The organism is Micropruina sp., assembly GCF_047606665.1.
Classification (GTDB): domain Bacteria; phylum Actinomycetota; class Actinomycetes; order Propionibacteriales; family Propionibacteriaceae; genus Micropruina.
Map to the genome: position 1 here is coordinate 1 of NZ_JASGEF010000046.1, position 17,544 is coordinate 17,544.

A 17,544-nucleotide genomic window follows, 5' to 3' on the forward strand; every position below is an offset into this window, starting at 1 on the left:
CACGAAAGAGCGTTCGGGGTCGACCACCATCCACAAGTACTACTATCCCCACCCCGCGCGGTCGTGACCAGAGGAAGACTCTTCCTGCCCCACGAGGGCCGCAACACGGCCCCGGATACTCAGTCGACCCGCAGACCATCGCGGGTGGCGTCCACCAGCGGCTGCAGCTCGGGCGCCGAGCTGGGCAGGTAGCTCAGGTAGGCGTAGCTCTCGTCGCCGACCTGGACGATGACCGTGGTCTGCACCTCGCTGGTGGTGTGGATGCCGGGGACGGTGAAGCTGAGGTCGGTGATCCGGATCCAGCCGTCGTGGCCGTCGACGGCGAACTGCTCGTCGCGTCGCACCTGCGGGTGGTAGTCGATGCCGAGCCAGGTGACCGACAGTGAGCACTGGGAGACGACCTCGGCCGCCCGCTGGGCACCCCAGGCGCCGTCGGCGGAACTCAGCCGACCCAGCTCGATCACCGAGTTCCAGACCAGATTCGACGCGGTGGCCCGCTCGACGAAGGCGGTTTGGGAGCCGACCAGGTTGCCGAACGCCAGGTAGGCGCCCTCGGACGGCGCACCGTAGGGCGCGGGCGCGATCGGGTAGGACACCCGGCCCACGTGGACCCGGCCGGCCCGCACGATCGGTTCCGGCGAGGCGGACGCCACCGGCGACCCGATCGGCGGACAGGGGAAGCCGGCGGTGCTGCCGGACGACGTCCCGCCGCTGCCGAAGAGGATCGGTGTGCAGCCGGTCAGCAGCACGAAAAGGGCGAGGCTGCACAGCGTGCGGCGCATGGACCCGGTCAGACCTTGGTCAGCGCGATGTCGGCCACCAGCCGGTTCCCTCGCCACGAGGAGTAGTAGCCGCGAGCCCAGCCGGCGTAGGCAGGGCCGCCTTCCCAGTAGGGGACCCGCATGTCGTCCCGCTCGACGGTGCGAATGTAGGGGTCGGCGCCGGCTTCGACGCGGGCGGCGTCAGCAGCACACGCCGGGACGCTGCGATGCTCCCAGGTGACGTTCCGGGTCGAGGGGCCGTGGCCGGGGTTGAAGAAGCACGGCGGACGCCGCGACGGCATCGGTTCTCCGGCGGCGCGGGCGGCGAGCCGGGCGGCGGCCCAGCGGCCCTCTTCGAGGATCTCGGTGACCTGGCAGAGCTCGTCCGGCTGGCGAGCCTCGCGCAGCGACTCCAGGGCACGGGAATGTAGGGCGGTGACCAGGTCGTAGAGATCGGCGGCCGCCGGGTCGTCGTCGGCGAGCACCGCCAACCGGCTCACCTCGTCGCCGAACCCGTTCACGTCGGCCTCTGCGGCCCGCGTGGCCAGCGCCAGCTGGCGAGCCTGCTCGGCACGGGCGCGGCGTCCCTGGCCGACGCTGCTGCGCGCGATCACGACGAAGGCGATGGCCACGACAGCTACCAGCAACACGACGCCGAGATAGTCCATTCGGTCATTGTGCACACAAAACCGGGCGTGTCGCCAAGAAATTTCGATGAATTTCAACCTTTCGATGCAAGCGTCCACGCCGGAGAGCGCTGTATCCACTCTCAGGAATCGCCCTCGATCGTGCACAGAACTGCTCCGCTGGCCACTGTCGCACCCGCTTCTGCACGCAATGCGCGGACGATGCCCGAGCGATGCGCGGCGATCGGCTGCTCCATTTTCATCGCCTCAAGCACCACCACCAGGTCGCCCTCGGCGACCCGATCGCCCTCGGCGACAGCGACCCGGACGATGGTGCCCTGCATGGGTGCGGTGAGGTCGGCGGACGCCGCCTGCGCCGGCCGGGACCCGCCGCCGCGACGGCCCGGACGGGACGGCTGCGCAGGCGTCCGGCGGGCCGATCCGGTCAGCTCGGCGGGCAGCCGGACCTCTAGCCGGCGTCCGTCGACCTCGACCACGAAGCTCTGCCGCTGGGGTTGCCCGGGGTCGGGCACCGAGTCGGCGTAGGGCGCGATCTGGTTGGCGAACTCGGTCTCGATCCACCGGGTGTGGACGCCGAACGCGCCGTCGGCGGCGACGAACGCCGGATCGTCGAGCACCGCGCGGTGGAACGGCAGCACCGACGGCATGCCCTCCAGCACCGTCTCGGCCAGCGCCCGGCGGGACCGCTGCAGCGCTTGAGCACGGTCGGCGCCGGTGACCACGATCTTGGCCACCAGCGAGTCGAAGGCGCCCGGCACCGTCATCCCGGCCAGATAGCCCTCGTCGACCCGGACGCCGGGGCCGGTCGGCGGACGCCACCCGGTCAGCGTGCCGGGCGCCGGCATGAAGCCGCGTCCGGGATCTTCGGCGTTGATCCGGAACTCGATCGAATGCCCACGCAGCACCGGATCGTCGTAGCCCAGCGGTTCGCCGGCGCTGAGCCGGAACTGCTCGCGGACCAGGTCGAGGCCGCTGACCTCTTCGGAGACCGGATGCTCCACCTGCAGCCGGGTGTTCACCTCCAGGAAGCTGATCGTGGCGTCGAGGCCGACCAGGAACTCGCAGGTGCCTGCCCCGACGTAGCCGGCCTCGCGCAAGATCGCTTTGCTGGCCGCATACAGCTCGTCGCGCTGCGCGTCGGTCAGGAACGGGGCCGGCGCCTCTTCTACCAGCTTCTGATGCCGGCGCTGCAGCGAACAGTCGCGGGTGGAGACCACCACCACGCCGCCGTGCGCGTCGGCCAGGCACTGGGTCTCGACGTGCCGGGGCCGGTCCAGGTAGCGCTCCACGAAGCACTCGCCCCGGCCGAAGGCGGCGATCGCCTCGCGGGTCGCCGACTCGAACAGTTCCGGCACCTCGGCCAGGGTCCGGGCCACCTTCAGGCCGCGTCCGCCGCCGCCGTAGGCCGCCTTGATCGCGATCGGCAGGCCGTGCTGCTGGGCGAACGCCACCACCTCGTCCGCGCCGGCGACGGGGTCGGAGGTGCCGGGCACCAGCGGGGCGCCCACTCGGGCAGCCAGATGCCGGGCCCGCACCTTGTCGCCGAGCTCTTCGATGGCGTCGGGGGGCGGGCCGATCCAGGTCAGCCCGGCGTCGATCACGGCCCGGGCGAAGGCGGCGTTCTCGGCCAGAAAGCCGTAGCCGGGATGCACCGCGTCGGCGCCCGAGCGGGCCGCGACGGCCAGCAGCTTGTCGATGTCGAGGTAGGTCTGGCCCGGGGTGTCGCCGTCCAGCGCGAACGCCTCGTCGGCCAGCCGGACGAACAGCGCGTCGGCGTCCGGGACGGCGTAGACCGCGACGCTGGCGAGCCCGGCGTCCGCGGCGGCCCGGATCACCCGGACCGCGATTTCGCCCCGGTTGGCCACCAGGACCTTGGAAAACTCGCCCATCACGAGGCGTCCTTTCTCGTCGTCGAAGTCTGGCGCTGTCAGTGCCTGAAGCTGGTCCGCCAGGCGTGCGGGCCGGGGGTGGGGGGCAGTTGCAGCCGGTCTCGCGGCGAACCCCAGGTCACCTGCGGCCGAGCCGGTGCCGGCTGGTCGTCGGCCTTGGTCGCAGCAGCCAGCAGGACGGCGGTCAACGCCGCCAGTTCGGCATCGCTGGGACGCCCGCGGACGACGATCGGCCCGGTCACAGCGGGATGTTCCCGTGCTTCTTGGGCGGCAGCTGGGCGCGCTTGGTGCGCAGCAGGCGCAGCCCCTTGGCGATCTCGGCACGAGTGGCGCGCGGCGCGATCACCCGGTCGACGTAGCCCCGCTCGGCCGCGATCCACGGGTTCGACAGCTCGTCGTTGTAGGCCTCCACCAGTTCGGCGCGGCGCGCGATCGGGTCGGACGCCTTCGCCAGGTCGCGGCGGTAGAGGATGTTCACCGCGCCCTCGGCGCCCATCACCGCGATCTGGGCGGTCGGCCAGGCCAGGTTGAGGTCAGCGCCCAGATGCTTGGAGCCCATCACGTCGTAGGCGCCGCCGTAGGCCTTGCGGGTGATCACGGTGATCAGCGGCACGGTCGCCTCGGCGTAGGCGTAGAGCAGCTTCGCGCCGCGCCTGATGATGCCGTTCCACTCCTGGTCGATGCCGGGCAGGAAGCCCGGCACGTCGACGAAGGTGAGCACCGGAATGTTGAACGCGTCGCAGGTGCGGACGAACCGGGCCGCCTTCTCGGAGGCGTCGATGTCGAGACAGCCGGCGTAGATCATCGGCTGGTTCGCCACCACGCCGACGGCGCGGCCCTCGACCCTGCCGAAGCCGCAGATCACGTTGGCGGCGAACCGGGCGTGCACCTCGCAGAACTCGCCGTCGTCCACGACACGGGCGATCACCTCGTGCATGTCGTAGGGCTGGTTCGGGGCGTCCGGGATCAGCGTGTCCAGGGCGTCGCCGTCGGGTTCGGCGTCCGGGTCGAGTTCCAGCGCCGGGGGCTCGTCGAGGTTGTTCTGTGGCAGATAGCTGAGCAGGTGCCGGACGTACTCCAGTGCGTCGGCCTCGTCGGCGGCCAGGTAGTGGGCGTTCCCGGAGCGGGTGTTGTGGGTGTGGGCGCCGCCCAGTTCCTCCATCGTCACCTCCTCGCTGGTGACGGTGCGGATCACGTCCGGGCCGGTGATGAACATCTGCGAGGTCTGGTCGACCATCACCACGAAGTCGGTCAGCGCGGGGGAGTAGACGTGCCCGCCGGCGGCCGCGCCGAGGATCACCGAGATCTGCGGGATGACCCCGGACGCGTGGGTGTTGCGTTTGAAGATCTCGGCGTACAGTCCGAGGCTGACCACGCCCTCCTGGATGCGGGCGCCGCCGCCCTCGACCAGCCCGATCACCGGGACGCCGGTGCGCAGCGCCAGGTCCATCACCTTGCAGATCTTCTCCCCGTACACCTCGCCGAGCGCGCCGCCGAAGATCGTCACGTCCTGGGAGAAGAGCGCCACATCGCGTCCGTCGATGGTGCCGAAGCCGGTGATCACCCCGTCGGTGTAGGGCCGTTTGGCATCCATGCCGAAGGCGGTGCTGCGGTGCCGGGCGAACTCGTCCAGCTCGGTGAAGCTGTCCTCGTCGAGCAGCGCCAGCACCCGCTCGCGGGCGGTCATCTTGCCCTTGGCATGCTGCCTCTCCACCGCCGCCTCGGACGCCGGCTGCTTCGCCTGCCGATCACGACGCTCCAGGTCGGCAAGCTTGCCGGACGTCGTGTGCAGGTCTGGATCCATGGCGGCCACATTAGTCCTTGTCGGACGGCGGATGGAACGGTGCTCTGGTGGACTGCGCCCGGCCTTCGGCCGGGTTCGAACCAGTTTCTGGTGCTTATCACGGCGCCTGTCGCCGGTTGTTGGCGCTCGAACCGGTTTCTTGTGGTTCTGAGCCCTCGTGAATCGGCCCAGAACCACAAGAAAGTGGTTCGAGCTCGAATCGACCCGTTCTCGGGGTGCCATAACCACCAGAAACCGGTTCGAGGCCTTGGCGCGGCGCCGGAGCCGGTGAGGTCGACCCGTGCACACGTGGCCGCCGGCCGATCGACTACTGGACCGTAGGGAACCGGCGAAGCCCTGTGATAGCACGGATTTCGGTCGACGCGACCCTGCCGCGACGGCCGAGGGGGTACCGATGGAGACCAGCCGGTGGCCACCTGCCCGACCCGGTGAGCGCGCGGTGACCCGGGAGCGGCCGAAGGTGACCTTGGCACGCCAGCCAGACCTTCCTCACCTGCTACGCGGCCAGCCTGGTCGACAGCGCCCAGGGATTGCCGGTGATGGCCATAGGCCGGATCTCGGCGTTCGTGATGCCCGCGGCCTGATCACCATCCGGGTGGCCAGTGGGGCCGCGGTCGATCTGGACGAGGTGATCGAACGCTGGGAGGGCAGCGGACTGCTCGGCTACGGCGGCGCACTGGTGCACGGGCTGCTGGACGCCCTGGTCGACGGCCGCTTCGAGGCCGTGCAGGCGATGGACGGCCGGCTCGGAGAGCTCGAGGACCTGCTGTTCAGCCAGACGGTGGGCACCCACGAGATTCAGTCGCTGGTGTTCGCGCTGCGCAAAGGCGCTGGTGTCGCTGCACCGGGTGGTGCTGCCGATGCGCGAGGTGGTGGCCGGGGTGATGCGGCAGCGGCTGGCCGGCGATCGGGAGCAGTCACGGAAACTGGACGGCGAGTTCGCCGACCTCTACGAGCACGTGTTGCGGGCCGCGGAATGGTCCGAATCGCCGCGCGACGTGGTCAGCTCGGTCTCCGAGACCGACCTGTCGCTACAGGACGCCCGGCTCAACACGATCATGAAGAAGCTCGCCTTCTGGGGCGCGATCATCGCCCGTGCCGACGGCGGTGACCGGCTGAATCGGCCAGAACCTGCCCTACTGGGGCTTTTCCACGCAGTGGGGACTGTGGCAGAGCATCGTGCTGATCGTGGTCGGCACCATCGGGCTGTACTGGCTGTTCCGGCGAAACGACTGGCTGTAGTCCACTCTGAGCGTGTCGACGCCCTGCTCGCTACATCCTCATCGGGCGGAGATGCGGTCCAGGAGTGCGGCAACTGCAGACGACGGCACCCACTGCTGTAGCGGGCCGTCGACCGCGGTGTAGAAGTACCGCCCCGCGCAGGAGGCCTCGAGCAGAACGGCGTCGCCGTAGCCGTTGCTGAGGGCCAGCCTCCACTGGTGGGCCTCGGCGCTCGGCGGCGGGGTCGGGCAGGGCAGCCGGAACCCGTTGCTGGAGTGGGCGGCGATGTCGGTGAGGATGGTGCGGGAATCCGCTTCGCTGAGCGGCGTCGTCGAGTCCGCCTTGCCGTTCGCGGTGTAGCGGCACAGTGTCACCGTGGTCATCGCAGCGGGGGTGGCCGGCACGACCGACCGTGGGTCGGCGTCGACGGTGCGGCACAGGGTCGCCGGCGTCCATGCCGGTGCGACCGGATCGATCAGTTCTCGCTGCTGCTCGACCTGCGTGACGAACTCCTTCAGGACGGCGGCCGCTCCGGTGCGCACGTCGTCCACGGTGCCGACCTCCTTGCAGCCGTACAGCTGCAACTTCAGCACCACCGGCCGAGCCCCGTCGGTCTCGGCGACCAGCAGGAAGTCGGGACCGTATTCCTCCGCGCAGCCGTCGGAGGTGGGAGCGGGGCGGGTGGCGATGGTGCGCAGCACGGTGGCGGCGCGCTCGCCGTCCAGCACGGTGAGCGGCGGATAGACGCCGTACGCGTAGGAGCCGGTCGGGCACAGCCGGAGTCGTTGCGTCTGCGCAGGCACCGGCCCGGCGGAGAGGCCCAGGCCCCGGCACTCCGGCGGAACGAGGGTGTTCGTTGGTGTCGGTGTCGGCTTCCGGGAGGCTTCCGCGAGCAGCGCCGCCAGTGCCTGGGTCGTCTTGGCGCTGGGCTGCCAGACCAGCTGACTTATCTCGCCGTCCGGCATGGAGGCGAACCACTGGTTTCCTGCCGTCCTCCAGAACACCAGCGGATCTCCCCACGGCCCGGCCAGGGTCAGCACCGGCCCGTCCGGCAGCGAATCTCTGTTCATCCCGCGGACGCTGTTGGTCGCGATGTCCTTGGTCAGCACGGCGAGCGTCTCCGACGGCACATGCACCGAGGCGCGGACCCGATTTCCGTTCTGGTCGGTGAGGCACAGCACGCCGGCGCGGGTCGTGGTCACATCGAACCGGAACAGGCCTGGCCTGTCGACAGGGAGGCAATTCGCGATCATGTCGCCTTCGGACTGTTGCTCGCGCTGTGCCGTCCACGCCTGCTCCAGCGCGGACAGCATTCCGGACCAGCGGCGATAGTTGGCGTCCGACGGCGACACCCCGCAGGCGTTGGCGGTGGCGGCCTCGAGGATCCGGCGGGAGTCGTCGGCGAGCGTGAACACCACCAGGTAGCGCCGGTCGCCGGCGGCGGAGCAGTCGGGGTCGCGGGGCTTCTCGGCGGGCAGCGCCGCGATGGTGTCGAACAGTGCGGTCGCGCCCTGGACGACCGCGCCTTTCGGCGTGCTGAAGGTCGGTCCGTCGGTGCGCGGGCAGATGCTGGCGCGCACCACCGCGACGCCGTCGCGAGGCTTGAGGACGGGTGAACCGGTCGTTGTGCCGGCGCAGTAAGGGTTGGTCTCTGGCTGAGGCAGCACCCCCGCCGTCGGCTCCACCGCCGTCGAGACGGGAGTGGCGGCCGGGACGGCGACCAGGTCGGAGCCGTTTCGCGTCGGCCACAGGAAGGCGCCGACCAGGGTCAGCACGATCACCGCGGCCCCGCCGGCCATCGCCCCGCGCGTCCGACGGGCATGTCGTCGGCGTGCCTCGCCAGCCCATGACCCCGGCTCGGGTGGCTCGGGGATCGCCGCCCGCAGGCCGGCTCGCAACTGGTCGTCGTTCATCGTTCGCTCCCGTCGGTGAGTAGGGGAGAGGTCCGCAGCTTCGCCAGAGCACGGGACAGCGTGCTCTTGATCGTCCCGACGCTCACCCCGAGCACCTCGGCGGCCTGCGGGCCGGTGAGGTCCTCGAAATAGGTCAGCACCACCACAGCGCGCTGCTGCCGGGGCAGGGCGTCCAAGGCCCTGCGGACGTCGTGACGCACCGTCAGGTCCGGATCGTCGACGCCTCCGGCGTCCACCTCACCGGGCAGTTCGGCATTCCAACGCCGCCGCCACCAGGACAGATAGGTGCGGTACATGGTGGTGCGGACGTAGCCCTCGAAGCCGGCCGCGCCGACCCTGGCGAAGTGCGGATACGTGCGTGCCAACGCGGTCTGCACCAGGTCCTCGGCGCGATGGCTGTCGCCGGTCAGCAGCCAGGCGCTGCGCCACAACGCGGCACCCCGCCCCGCGACGAAGCCGTCGAAGCTCACGGCCTCTTCGCTCGTCGCCACTATCGCCTCCACCAGCATCGGCAGCCCTCCTCAACCTAACAACCGGCTGAGGACACCGAATGGTTGCTCAGCCCGTTGCCGTCATCCCGGCGGACGCCGGATCTCGGTGCGTCTGGGATAGGGAGGTCCCGGATCGAGTCCGGGATGACGTGGGGTGGCCGGGCCGGCGGGGTTGCTCAGTGCAGGAAGATGCCGATGCCGAGCGGAATCAGCCACAGCACCGCCAGTGCCTGCAGCACCCGGTCGTTGAGCACGACGTCCTCGGGCTCGCCGGCGTTGCCGGCGTCGATGTCCATCGCGTAGCGCAGCAGGGCCAGGGTGAACGGCACGATCGAGATCGTCGTCCAGGGCACGCCCCACAGCGGGGCGACGGCCCGCTCGAAGGTCCACAGGCTGTAGGACATGATCACGATCGAGCACGAGATCGCCCAGACGAAGCGCAGATAACTCAGCGAGTACCGCTCCAGCGAGGCGCGGGTGCCGGCCTCGGAACCGAGCTCCTTCATCTCCGAATAGCGTTTGCCGGCCACCATGTACAGCGAGCCGAAGCAGGCCACCAGAAGGAACCACTGGGACAGCGCGATGCCGGACGCCACACCGCCCGCGATCGCCCGCAGCAGGAAGCCCGAGGACACCATCGCCAGGTCGATGATCGGCTGGTGTTTGAGGAACATCGAGTAGCCGACCTGCAGCACCCAGTACACCGCGAGCGTGACGCCCAGCATCGGGGCGACCCAGAAGCCGATACCCAGGCTGGCCGCCATGGTGACCGCGGCCAGCACCGTCGCCGGGCCCTTGGCCAACTCGCCGGCGGCGATCGGCCGGAACCGTTTCTTGGGGTGCAGCCGGTCGGCTTCCACGTCGCGGACGTCGTTGATCAGGTAGATGGACGCGCTGATCAGCGAGAACGCTACGAACGCCCACGCGCTGTTGGCCAGCACGCGTGCGTCGAACAGCGCCCCGGCCGCCATCGGAGCGGCGAACACCAGGATGTTCTTGACCCATTGTTTGGGTCGCATCGCCCTCAGCCAGGCCGGGAGGGCGGACCGCTTGACTTCCACGACAGAGTTCTGCGACATCGCCCAACAGGCTATCGCAGGACTCCCGGCACGCCGACGAATCAGCGGGCCGGCGACGCCCACAGCATCGGCCAGGCGACACCGAGTTCCAGCAGCAGCGTGCGCAACAGCGGCAAGGACAGGCCGACCACATTGTGATGGTCGCCCTCGATGCCGGTCACGAACGGCCCGCCCAGCCCGTCCACGGTGAATGCGCCCGCCACCCAGAGCGGCTCGCCGGTGGCGACGTAGGCGCCGATCTCGGCATTGTCGAGATGGGCGAAGTGCACCACCGTTGACGCCACCGCCTCGGCGGCGCGGTCCATGCCGTCCTCGGTGACGATCACCCGATGGCCGGTGTGCAGCACGCCGGAGCGGCCTCGCATCGCCCGCCAGCGCGCCGCGGCCTCGGCGGCGCCCGCGGGCTTTCCCTGGGCCTGCCCGTCGAACTCGAGCAGCGAGTCGCAGCCGATCAGGACGCGTCGCTCGCCCGGCGCCGCAGGCAGCCGATCGGCGACCGCGGACGCCTTCAGCCGGGCCAGGGTGAGCGCCAGCGCCGCCGGGTCGGCGACCTTGACGGCGTCCTCGTCGACGCCCGAGACGATCACCTCGGCCTCGATCCCGGCGCGCCGCAGTACCTCCAGGCGGGCCGGGCTGGCCGAGGCCAGCACCACTCTCATCGCCGACCCCCATTCCGGTTCGGGGCATGGTTCCTATTCCGGTTCAAGGGACGGTTCCCATTCCGGTTCGGTGCGATCATCGCGAAACCTCTCTGCGGGCGGATCTGCTCGGCACGGACGTCGGCCGCACCATTGTGGCCGACCGGCACCCCGTAGGCTGCGTGCCGTGACCGCCGAAACCGCCGTGGACGCCGCCGCGCTGCGCGCCGCGCTGTCCGGCCCGGGCCACCTGTTCCAGGACTTCGCCTGCGTGCCGAGCACCGCGTCCACCAACGCCGACCTGGTCGCGGCCGCTCGCTCCGGAGCAGCCGCCGGCACCGTCCTGGTCGCCGACCACCAGAGCGCCGGCCGGGGCCGTTTCGACCGCAGGTGGGAAGCGCCACCAGGGGCCTCGGTCGCCGTCTCGGTGCTGCTGCGTCCGGACGGCGCGTCGATCGCCCGCTGGATGTGGCTGCCGCTGATCGCCGGCGTCGCGGTCGCCGAGGGCATCGGTGCGTCCGCCGGTCTCGGGGCCGAGGTGAAGTGGCCCAACGACGTCCTGGTCGGCGGCCGGAAGGTGTGCGGCATCCTCTCCGAACGGGTCGACGACGCCGCCGTGATCGGCATCGGCATCAACACCGCGCTGGACGCCGACGAACTGCCGGTGCCGACCGCGACCTCGCTGCGGCTGGCCGGTTCGGACGCCTCCGCCACCGACGTCGTGATCGGCGTCCTGACTGCGCTGGAGGACGCCTACCGGCGCTGGGAATCGACCGCTGACCTGCGGGAATGGTACGTCCGGCAGTGTTCGACGATCGGACGCGAGGTGCGGATGGAGCAACCCGGTGGCGGCTACGTCGAGGGCCGGGCAACCGGGGTGGATGCCAGCGGTTGCCTGCTGGTCTGGACGGCGTCGGGCGAGCGGGCCTTCGCCGCCGGTGACGTGCTGCACCTGCGCTGAGCATCGAACGACGCTCGCCGGTACGGCGTCCGTTAAGGTAAGCCTTCGATCCCCGAACTGAGGTGGTGACCGGGTGAGCGGAGGCTTCTTCGCCCTGCTGGACGACATCGTCGCGATGGCGAAGCTCGCCGCCGCCTCGATCGACGACGTCGGAATGGCCGCCGGAAGGGCCAGCGCCAAGGCCGCCGGAGTGGTGATCGACGACACCGCTGTCACCCCGCGCTATGTGCACGGCTTCAGCCCCGAGCGCGAACTGCCGGTGATCAAGAAGATCGCCGCCGGATCGTTGCGCAACAAGCTGCTGATCATCTTGCCGGCGGCGTTGCTGCTCAGCCAGTTCGTACCCTGGCTGCTGACCCCGATCCTGATGTGCGGCGGCACCTATCTGTGTTATGAAGGCGCCGAGAAGATCTGGGAGAGATTCGGCGGCCACAGTCACGACCATGACGAGCAGAGTCCCGCCGTCGGCGGCCCGGACGAGAAGGCCATGGTTGCCGGCGCGATCCGGACCGACCTCATCCTGTCCGCCGAGATCATGGTGATCGCACTCAACGAGGTGGCCACCGAGCCGCTGCTGTCCCGCACGATCACGCTGATCGTGGTGGCATTGGCGATGACCGTGCTGGTCTACGGCGTGGTCGCGGTGATCGTGAAGATGGACGATGTCGGCCTCCACCTCGCCACCGAGCGCTCGGGTGCCGTAGCTGCGCTGGGACGGGGTCTGGTGGCGGCCATGCCGATGGTGCTGGCAACCCTGTCGAATGTCGGCATCGTGGCGATGCTGTGGGTCGGCGGGCACATCCTGCTGGTCGGCCTGGACGCCCTCGGCTGGCACCCGCCCTACGAACTGGTGCATCACGCCGAAGAGGCGATCGTGCACGCCGTGCCCGGCTTCGTCGGCGAGGCGCTGGCCTGGCTGACGAACACCGCGGCGTCCGCCGTGCTCGGCATGGTCGCCGGCGCGATCGTGCTGGCCGTCATGCAGCTGATCGGACGCCTCCGCGGCGCCCCGAAGGCCGACGAACACGCCGCGGAGTAGCGTCGCCGGCATGGTGGCCTACTTGCGCGGGCTGCTGGCCCGCTGAGCCCCGACCGCCCGGCGCGGGGGCGCGGTCGGTTGGACGTCGACCGCCCGGCGCGGGCCCACGGCAGGTCCGGCCGCCGCCCGCTGCAGCAATGGTCCGGCCGCCGCCCGCTGGGTCAATCTGGTCGGACGCCCCACCACGGCTCGGCGCGGCCCGCCGTGATCGCGGGTGACCGCGCGGCGCAGGGCGGCGAACCCGCTGAGGGCGATCACCAGCGCCAGCAGGCCGAACACCGCGACGGTGGCGAACCCGCCGTGGTAGCCGAAATGGTCGATCACCTGCCCGGACGCGCTGGAGCCGATGGCCACGCCGATCCCGATCCCGGTGCCCATCCAGGACAGGCCCTCGGTGAGCCGGTCGGGGGAGACCAGCCGGGCGATCAGCGAGTTCCCGTTGATCAGCGTCGGCGCGACCGTGACGCCGACCAGCAGCCCGGCCAGGCACAGCAGCGGCACCGATTGGGCGATCAGCAGGCTCAGGCAGGCGGCGCACATCGCCGCCACCCCGACCATGAAGCGTCGCGCCAGCGGCGAGGTGAGCCGGCGCGCACCGTAGTAGAAGCCCGCCGCACCGGAGGCCAGCGAGAACACGGCCAGCACCACCCCCGACGCCTCGCGCACCTCCCACTGGGTGGCCGCCGCCACCACCGACACGTCGATCGAGCCGAAGACGCAGCCGATCAGCAGATTCACCGCGACCACTGCTGCCACTCCCGGCACCAGCAGCAGCACCCGATGGGTCAGCCGGGGTGTGTCCGCGTGCGCGGCGCGGGGCAGCACCGGTGGTTCGGTGGCGCGCTGCGAGTAGAGGAGCTGGGCCCCGGCCAGCGCGAACAGCACCGGCGCGATCAGGCCGGCGGCCGGGTGGACGCCGGTGGACAGCGCGGTGGCCAGCACCGGGCCGATCATGAAGGTGACCTCGTCGAGCGTCGACTCCAGCGAGTAGGCGGTGTGCAACTGCTCAGGATCGGTCACCACGTGATTCCAGCGCGCCCGGACCAGCGCGCCTGGCGCGCCACCGGTGGCGCCGGAGACGACGGCGGCCGGGAACAGCGTCCAGGCCGGCAGCTGCAGCATCGCGAACACCACCAGCAGCGCCAAAGCGGACGCCGACACCACCGTCGCCGGGTACATCACCCGACGCTGCCCGTACCGGTCGACCAGGTTCGACAGCGCCGCGGTGCCGACCGCCCAGGCGACCGCGTTCGAGGCGGCCAGCGCGCCCGCCAGACCGTAACTGCCGTAGAGAGCGGACACCATCAGCACCAGGCCGATGCCCATCATCGCGCCGCCGGAACGGGCCAGCAGGCCGGCCGCGGAGAACTGCCAGGCGCCGGGAAGGGTCAAGATCTCCCGGTAGGCACGCATCCGTCCATTCTCGCGCAGACGGCCGGAAACTCCGAAATCAGCAGTCCAACGTCGCACGGTGTGCCGCACCGCACGATCTGTCAGCCCAAGAAGTCGTAGAGCAGCCGGTTGTACTGCTCGGTGGCACGGGTGGGAACCGGCGCGGTGGCGCCCGGAATCACCTCGACGCGGGCGTCGCTGAGATCGGACGCCAGCTCGCGGCCCGCGGCGGTGCCGGCGGCGTCCGAACCGCCGGCGATCAGCAGGGTGCGGGCGGTCACGGCGCCCAGCCAGGGCCGCAGGTCGATGCCGGACGCCGCCTTCACCAGCCGCAGCATCCGAGCCCGGTCCAGGCCGGCGTCCGCCAGTTGCCCGGCCGGCATGGCCCGGACGGCGAGCCGCTGCGCCAGCCCGGCCATCCGCGACGGACGGGGCTGCAGGTCGGAGAGCACCAGGTGCGACACCGCGTCCGGGGAACGTCCGGCGGCCACGACGGCGACGGACGCGCCCAGCCCGGTGCCGGCCAGCGCCACCTGGTCGACCCCGAAGCGGTTCAGCTGGGCCAAGGTGGCGTCCGCGGCCTTCTCCAGGTCGAAGTCGCCGGGACGTCCGGGCCGCAGGCCTTCCAGCCAGGGCGCCACCGCGCGGGTGCCGGTCGGGAGGGCGGTCACCTGCTCCTGCCAGAACGGCGGATTCTGACCCAGGCCGTGCAGGAACACCAGAAGAGGTACGGACATAGCCCCCATCGAACCACGGACATAATGGACGCCATGGGATTGCCCGCCAAGCTGCTCGGAACCGGTGAGCAGGAACTGCTGCATCTGCGCTCACACGGCAAGACGATGATCAAGCCGGCGATTTGGCTGGTGGTGGTCGCGGTCCTGTTCGGGGCGGTGTTCGCGCTGCTGCCGGTGTCGTGGCGTCCGGCGTCCGGCTGGGTGGTGACGATCCTGGCGCTGGCCTTGGCCGTGCCGGTGTACCTGCTGCCGCTGCTGCGCTGGCGGACCACCACCTACACGCTGACCAATCACCGGCTGATCACCCGGTCGGGAATCATCAACAAGGTCGGTCACGACGTCCCGGTCGCACGGATCACGAACGTCGCCTACGAGCGCAGCCTGACCGACCGGATGTTCGGCTGCGGCTCGCTGGTGTTCACCACCTCGGCCGAGGCGCCGGTGGTGTTGCACGACATTCCGAAGGTCGAAGAGGTCGGGGTGGCGATCTCCAACCTGCTGTTCGGCGTCCGCGGATGACCGAGGCGACCAGCGTCCAGCTGGGGTTGCGCACCCAGCTGATCCGGTTCGTGCTGACCGGGGGACTGTCCGCGATCGTCGACTACGGCCTGCTGGTGCTGCTGATGGCGGTCGGCCTGGACTACATTCCGGCCAAAGTGCTGTCGTTCATCGCCGGCACCACCACCGCCTATCTGATCAACCGGCGCTGGACCTTCGTCTCGGACGGCTCACGCCGCAAATTCGCCGCCGTGATGGGCCTGTACGCGGTGACCTTCGTGGTGCAGGTGGGCATCTTCGCCGGGCTGTACCCGTGGCTGGTGTCCGTCGGCCTGGACACCCCGATCCTGCCCGCCGGCCTCGTCACCGCCATGCACTGGGCGCAGTTCCTCGGCTTCGTGGTGGCCCAGGGCACCGCGACCGCGGTGAACTTCATCGTCCAGCGCGCGGTGATCTTCAAATCCTGACCCACAAGCTTTCATAGCCCAAGTCGCTAGCACACCTTTTGATCAAGGACACCCTTTTCGGCGGTCAGTCAAGTTCAGGGTCACACGCCCCTACCGGCGAGGCACTTACATCCTCTACGTCAATAACGTGCGGTAAGGACGCCGGTGGCGGAGGCAATCCGGTCGCAGCCACGGTCAGGCGTCCAGCGGACGACCGGCCTTCCTGGCTCGGTCGAACACCATCCTCGCGACGTACAGGATCTCCTCCGGATCGGAACTCCCGATGTAGGAGTCGTCGAACAGCCGGTCGTGAATTCCCAGGGCAGCCTCGGGACCGGTGACGCCCGCTTGCCGGAACAGAACCTCGAGGTCGTCCAGGTCACGGCCGCGGCCGGCGCGCAGCTTCATCGCGATCAGGTGATCCACTGAGGCGACGGTGATGCGAAGGCCCGGCAGCGTGAGCTCGCTCGCCCCATCGTCTGGCTGGTTGGTGAAGAACGCCACGGCGCTCGAGTTGACCCACGTCGGACTCAGATTGTGGCGGCGGGCGACCTCGCGCACCGCCGCATCGAAAGGCGCCCGGTCGGATTGGATGGAGGCGTCCACATCGCGGGTGACCCGTCGTGAGTCGAAGACGAGCGCCATCGCAGCACCGCCGACCACGTAGATCGATGCTTGCAGGTGCTGGTCCCGGAGTAGTTGCCCGACCTCGCCCAGGTAGCCCAAGAGGTCGGCGCGACCCAGATCACGATGCTCGCTGGTCATGCCGCCTCGAAGTCCCGTTCGTCCATGAAGATCCCGACCCTGATCAACTCGGCCGGAGCATGGACGAGGTCCGAGTACTGCTGCGAGGGGTTCAGACGGGTCGGCCACCAGAAGCGCTCCAGGGGCGGCTTCATCGTCCATCGCGGCGCCCGCACGCCGAGGCTGTGCAGTCGGTACCGGACGGCGGCCGCCAACAAGGTGTCCCACCGGACGTCACCGATCGGCGACGGCTCAGCGATCGCGGCGTCCAGCTGGCCCTCCCGGTGGGCGTCCGCCAGCTGGTTGACGCCATCGAGGAGCATCCGCATCGCCATGTCGGCATCGCCGTCCGACAGCCAGCGACGCACATCGGCCGCCGTCTCGTCGACGGTCGGCCACCATTGCCACTCGGCCATCACGTCACCTCCTGTGCGGCCGACGTTACAGCGGGCGGGGCCGGACGCGACATCGCCCTGGTTCGGCGTCCTTCACCGGGTTCGAACCACGGAAAGGACGCCGAAGGGCGGACACGTGGATCGAGGCTAAGGTTCCTCCGGTGACCGTGCGAACCATCGGCATCATCGGCGGCGGCCAATTGGCCCGGATGATGCACGCCGCCAGCATTCCCCTCGGAGTCCGCATCGCGCTGCTCGCCGAAGGACCGGACGTCTCCGCCGCGCAGGTGGTGGCCGACACCGATGTCGGCGACTACACCGACGCCGAGACCGTCTACGCCTTCGCCGAACGCTGCGACGTGATCACCTTCGACCACGAGCATGTCCCGCCGCCGATCCTGCGCGAGCTGCAGGCTCGTGGCAAGCAGGTTCACCCCGGTCCGGACGCCCTGCTGCACGCCCAGGACAAGGTCGTGATGCGGGAACGGCTGACCGGTCTGGGGATGCCCTGCCCGGCCTTCGCGGTGGCGGCGGACGCCGATGAGCTGCGCGGCTTCGGTGAGCGCACCGGCTGGCCGGTGATCGCCAAGACATCCCGCGGCGGCTACGACGGCAAGGGCGTCTGGAAGATCGACGGCCCGGACGACGCCGACGAGCCGTTCGCGAACCTCAAGCCCGGCGTGCGGATCCTGGCCGAGGAGTTCATCGCCTTCAGCCGTGAGCTGAGCGTGCTGGTGGCGCGGCGTCCGTCCGGTGAAGAACGGGTCTACCCGGTCAGCGAGACCGTGCAGACCAACGGCATCTGCACCCACACCTTCACCCCGGCGCCCGACCTGAGCACCGAACAGCGGGACGCGATCGAGGCGATGGCGCTGCGGATCGCCGCCGA

Annotated in this window: 20 protein-coding genes; 6 read left to right on the forward strand and 14 right to left on the reverse strand. The window is 70.1% G+C overall.

The annotated features are described in order from the left end of the window. Nucleotides 1-119 precede the first annotated feature (119 nt). The 6 genes from QM619_RS10980 to QM619_RS11005 all read right to left on the reverse strand — a co-directional run bounded on the left by QM619_RS10980 (nt 120) and on the right by QM619_RS11005 (nt 5,894). Nucleotides 120-782 carry a hypothetical protein gene (locus QM619_RS10980; protein WP_415108199.1) on the reverse strand — a complete coding sequence of 221 codons (663 nt, stop codon included), beginning with the start codon at nt 780-782 and terminating at the stop codon, nt 120-122. An 8-nt stretch (nt 783-790) separates the two neighbouring features. Then, the gene (locus QM619_RS10985; RefSeq protein ID WP_415108202.1) at nt 791-1,429 is read right to left on the reverse strand and encodes a hypothetical protein; all 639 of its coding nucleotides are present in this window, start codon (nt 1,427-1,429) and stop codon (nt 791-793) included. A gap of 101 nt (nt 1,430-1,530) precedes the next feature. Then, nucleotides 1,531-3,297, reverse strand: coding sequence for an acetyl/propionyl/methylcrotonyl-CoA carboxylase subunit alpha (locus tag QM619_RS10990; RefSeq protein ID WP_415108205.1), 1,767 nt, complete (start codon nt 3,295-3,297; stop codon nt 1,531-1,533). Nucleotides 3,298-3,335: 38 nt separating this feature from the next. Further along, nucleotides 3,336-3,539, reverse strand: coding sequence for an acyl-CoA carboxylase epsilon subunit (locus QM619_RS10995; RefSeq protein ID WP_415108208.1), 204 nt, complete (start codon nt 3,537-3,539; stop codon nt 3,336-3,338). After that, nucleotides 3,536-5,101, reverse strand: a complete 1,566-nt coding sequence (locus tag QM619_RS11000; RefSeq protein WP_415108211.1) for an acyl-CoA carboxylase subunit beta — start codon at nt 5,099-5,101, stop codon at nt 3,536-3,538. Before QM619_RS11000 ends, QM619_RS10995 begins: the two co-directional genes overlap by 4 nt. 496 nt (nt 5,102-5,597) lie before the next feature. Continuing rightward, on the reverse strand, nt 5,598-5,894 hold the full coding sequence (locus QM619_RS11005; RefSeq protein ID WP_415108214.1) for a hypothetical protein: 297 nt from the start codon (nt 5,892-5,894) through the stop codon (nt 5,598-5,600). Nucleotides 5,895-5,934: 40 nt separating this feature from the next. On the opposite strand from QM619_RS11005, the gene QM619_RS11010 reads away from it, so the two are divergent. Then, nucleotides 5,935-6,444, forward strand: a complete 510-nt coding sequence (locus tag QM619_RS11010) for a CorA family divalent cation transporter (RefSeq protein WP_415108217.1) — start codon at nt 5,935-5,937, stop codon at nt 6,442-6,444. Here the strand turns inward: QM619_RS11010 and QM619_RS11015 are convergent. The 4 genes from QM619_RS11015 to QM619_RS11030 all read right to left on the reverse strand — a co-directional run bounded on the left by QM619_RS11015 (nt 6,382) and on the right by QM619_RS11030 (nt 10,464). Beyond that, nucleotides 6,382-8,235 (reverse strand): hypothetical protein, encoded by a 1,854-nt coding sequence (locus tag QM619_RS11015; RefSeq protein ID WP_415108220.1) that lies wholly within the window; start codon nt 8,233-8,235, stop codon nt 6,382-6,384. The two genes, QM619_RS11010 and QM619_RS11015, sit on opposite strands and share 63 nt — an antisense overlap. Then, nucleotides 8,232-8,744 (reverse strand): SigE family RNA polymerase sigma factor, encoded by a 513-nt coding sequence (locus QM619_RS11020; RefSeq protein ID WP_415108223.1) that lies wholly within the window; start codon nt 8,742-8,744, stop codon nt 8,232-8,234. Before QM619_RS11020 ends, QM619_RS11015 begins: the two co-directional genes overlap by 4 nt. 158 nt (nt 8,745-8,902) lie before the next feature. Then, on the reverse strand, nt 8,903-9,805 hold the full coding sequence (locus QM619_RS11025; RefSeq protein ID WP_415108226.1) for a decaprenyl-phosphate phosphoribosyltransferase: 903 nt from the start codon (nt 9,803-9,805) through the stop codon (nt 8,903-8,905). A gap of 41 nt (nt 9,806-9,846) precedes the next feature. Further along, entirely contained in the window at nt 9,847-10,464 is a 618-nt protein-coding gene (locus QM619_RS11030) for a Maf family nucleotide pyrophosphatase (RefSeq protein WP_415108229.1), read from the reverse strand. Nucleotides 10,465-10,630: 166 nt separating this feature from the next. Here QM619_RS11030 and QM619_RS11035 point away from each other — a divergent pair, with 166 nt between their 5' ends. Next, a complete protein-coding gene (locus tag QM619_RS11035) occupies nt 10,631-11,404 on the forward strand; it encodes a biotin--[acetyl-CoA-carboxylase] ligase (protein ID WP_415108232.1) in 774 nt (257 codons plus the stop codon). A 73-nt stretch (nt 11,405-11,477) separates the two neighbouring features. Next, nucleotides 11,478-12,443 carry a DUF808 domain-containing protein gene (locus tag QM619_RS11040; RefSeq protein WP_415108235.1) on the forward strand — a complete coding sequence of 322 codons (966 nt, stop codon included), beginning with the start codon at nt 11,478-11,480 and terminating at the stop codon, nt 12,441-12,443. A gap of 18 nt (nt 12,444-12,461) precedes the next feature. On the opposite strand, the gene QM619_RS11045 is transcribed toward QM619_RS11040, so the two are convergent. Together QM619_RS11045 and QM619_RS11050 are read right to left on the reverse strand one after the other, a co-directional pair. Then, a complete protein-coding gene (locus QM619_RS11045; RefSeq protein ID WP_415108238.1) occupies nt 12,462-13,856 on the reverse strand; it encodes an MFS transporter in 1,395 nt (464 codons plus the stop codon). 80 nt (nt 13,857-13,936) lie between these two features. After that, nucleotides 13,937-14,572, reverse strand: coding sequence for an alpha/beta fold hydrolase (locus QM619_RS11050; protein WP_415108241.1), 636 nt, complete (start codon nt 14,570-14,572; stop codon nt 13,937-13,939). A 33-nt stretch (nt 14,573-14,605) separates the two neighbouring features. On the opposite strand from QM619_RS11050, the gene QM619_RS11055 reads away from it, so the two are divergent. Together QM619_RS11055 and QM619_RS11060 are read left to right on the forward strand one after the other, a co-directional pair. Then, the gene (locus QM619_RS11055; protein ID WP_415108244.1) at nt 14,606-15,091 is read left to right on the forward strand and encodes a PH domain-containing protein; all 486 of its coding nucleotides are present in this window, start codon (nt 14,606-14,608) and stop codon (nt 15,089-15,091) included. Continuing rightward, a complete protein-coding gene (locus QM619_RS11060) occupies nt 15,088-15,537 on the forward strand; it encodes a GtrA family protein (protein WP_415108247.1) in 450 nt (149 codons plus the stop codon). Before QM619_RS11055 ends, QM619_RS11060 begins: the two co-directional genes overlap by 4 nt. A 174-nt stretch (nt 15,538-15,711) precedes the next feature. On the opposite strand, the gene QM619_RS11065 is transcribed toward QM619_RS11060, so the two are convergent. Next, a complete protein-coding gene (locus tag QM619_RS11065) occupies nt 15,712-16,281 on the reverse strand; it encodes a DUF6036 family nucleotidyltransferase (RefSeq protein ID WP_415108250.1) in 570 nt (189 codons plus the stop codon). After that, the gene (locus tag QM619_RS11070) at nt 16,278-16,676 is read right to left on the reverse strand and encodes a hypothetical protein (RefSeq protein ID WP_415108253.1); all 399 of its coding nucleotides are present in this window, start codon (nt 16,674-16,676) and stop codon (nt 16,278-16,280) included. Before QM619_RS11070 ends, QM619_RS11065 begins: the two co-directional genes overlap by 4 nt. A 140-nt stretch (nt 16,677-16,816) precedes the next feature. Between QM619_RS11070 and QM619_RS11075 the strand changes: the two genes are divergently transcribed. Next, on the forward strand, nt 16,817-17,544 hold a 728-nt coding region (locus tag QM619_RS11075; protein ID WP_415108256.1), incomplete at its 3' end, for an ATP-grasp domain-containing protein.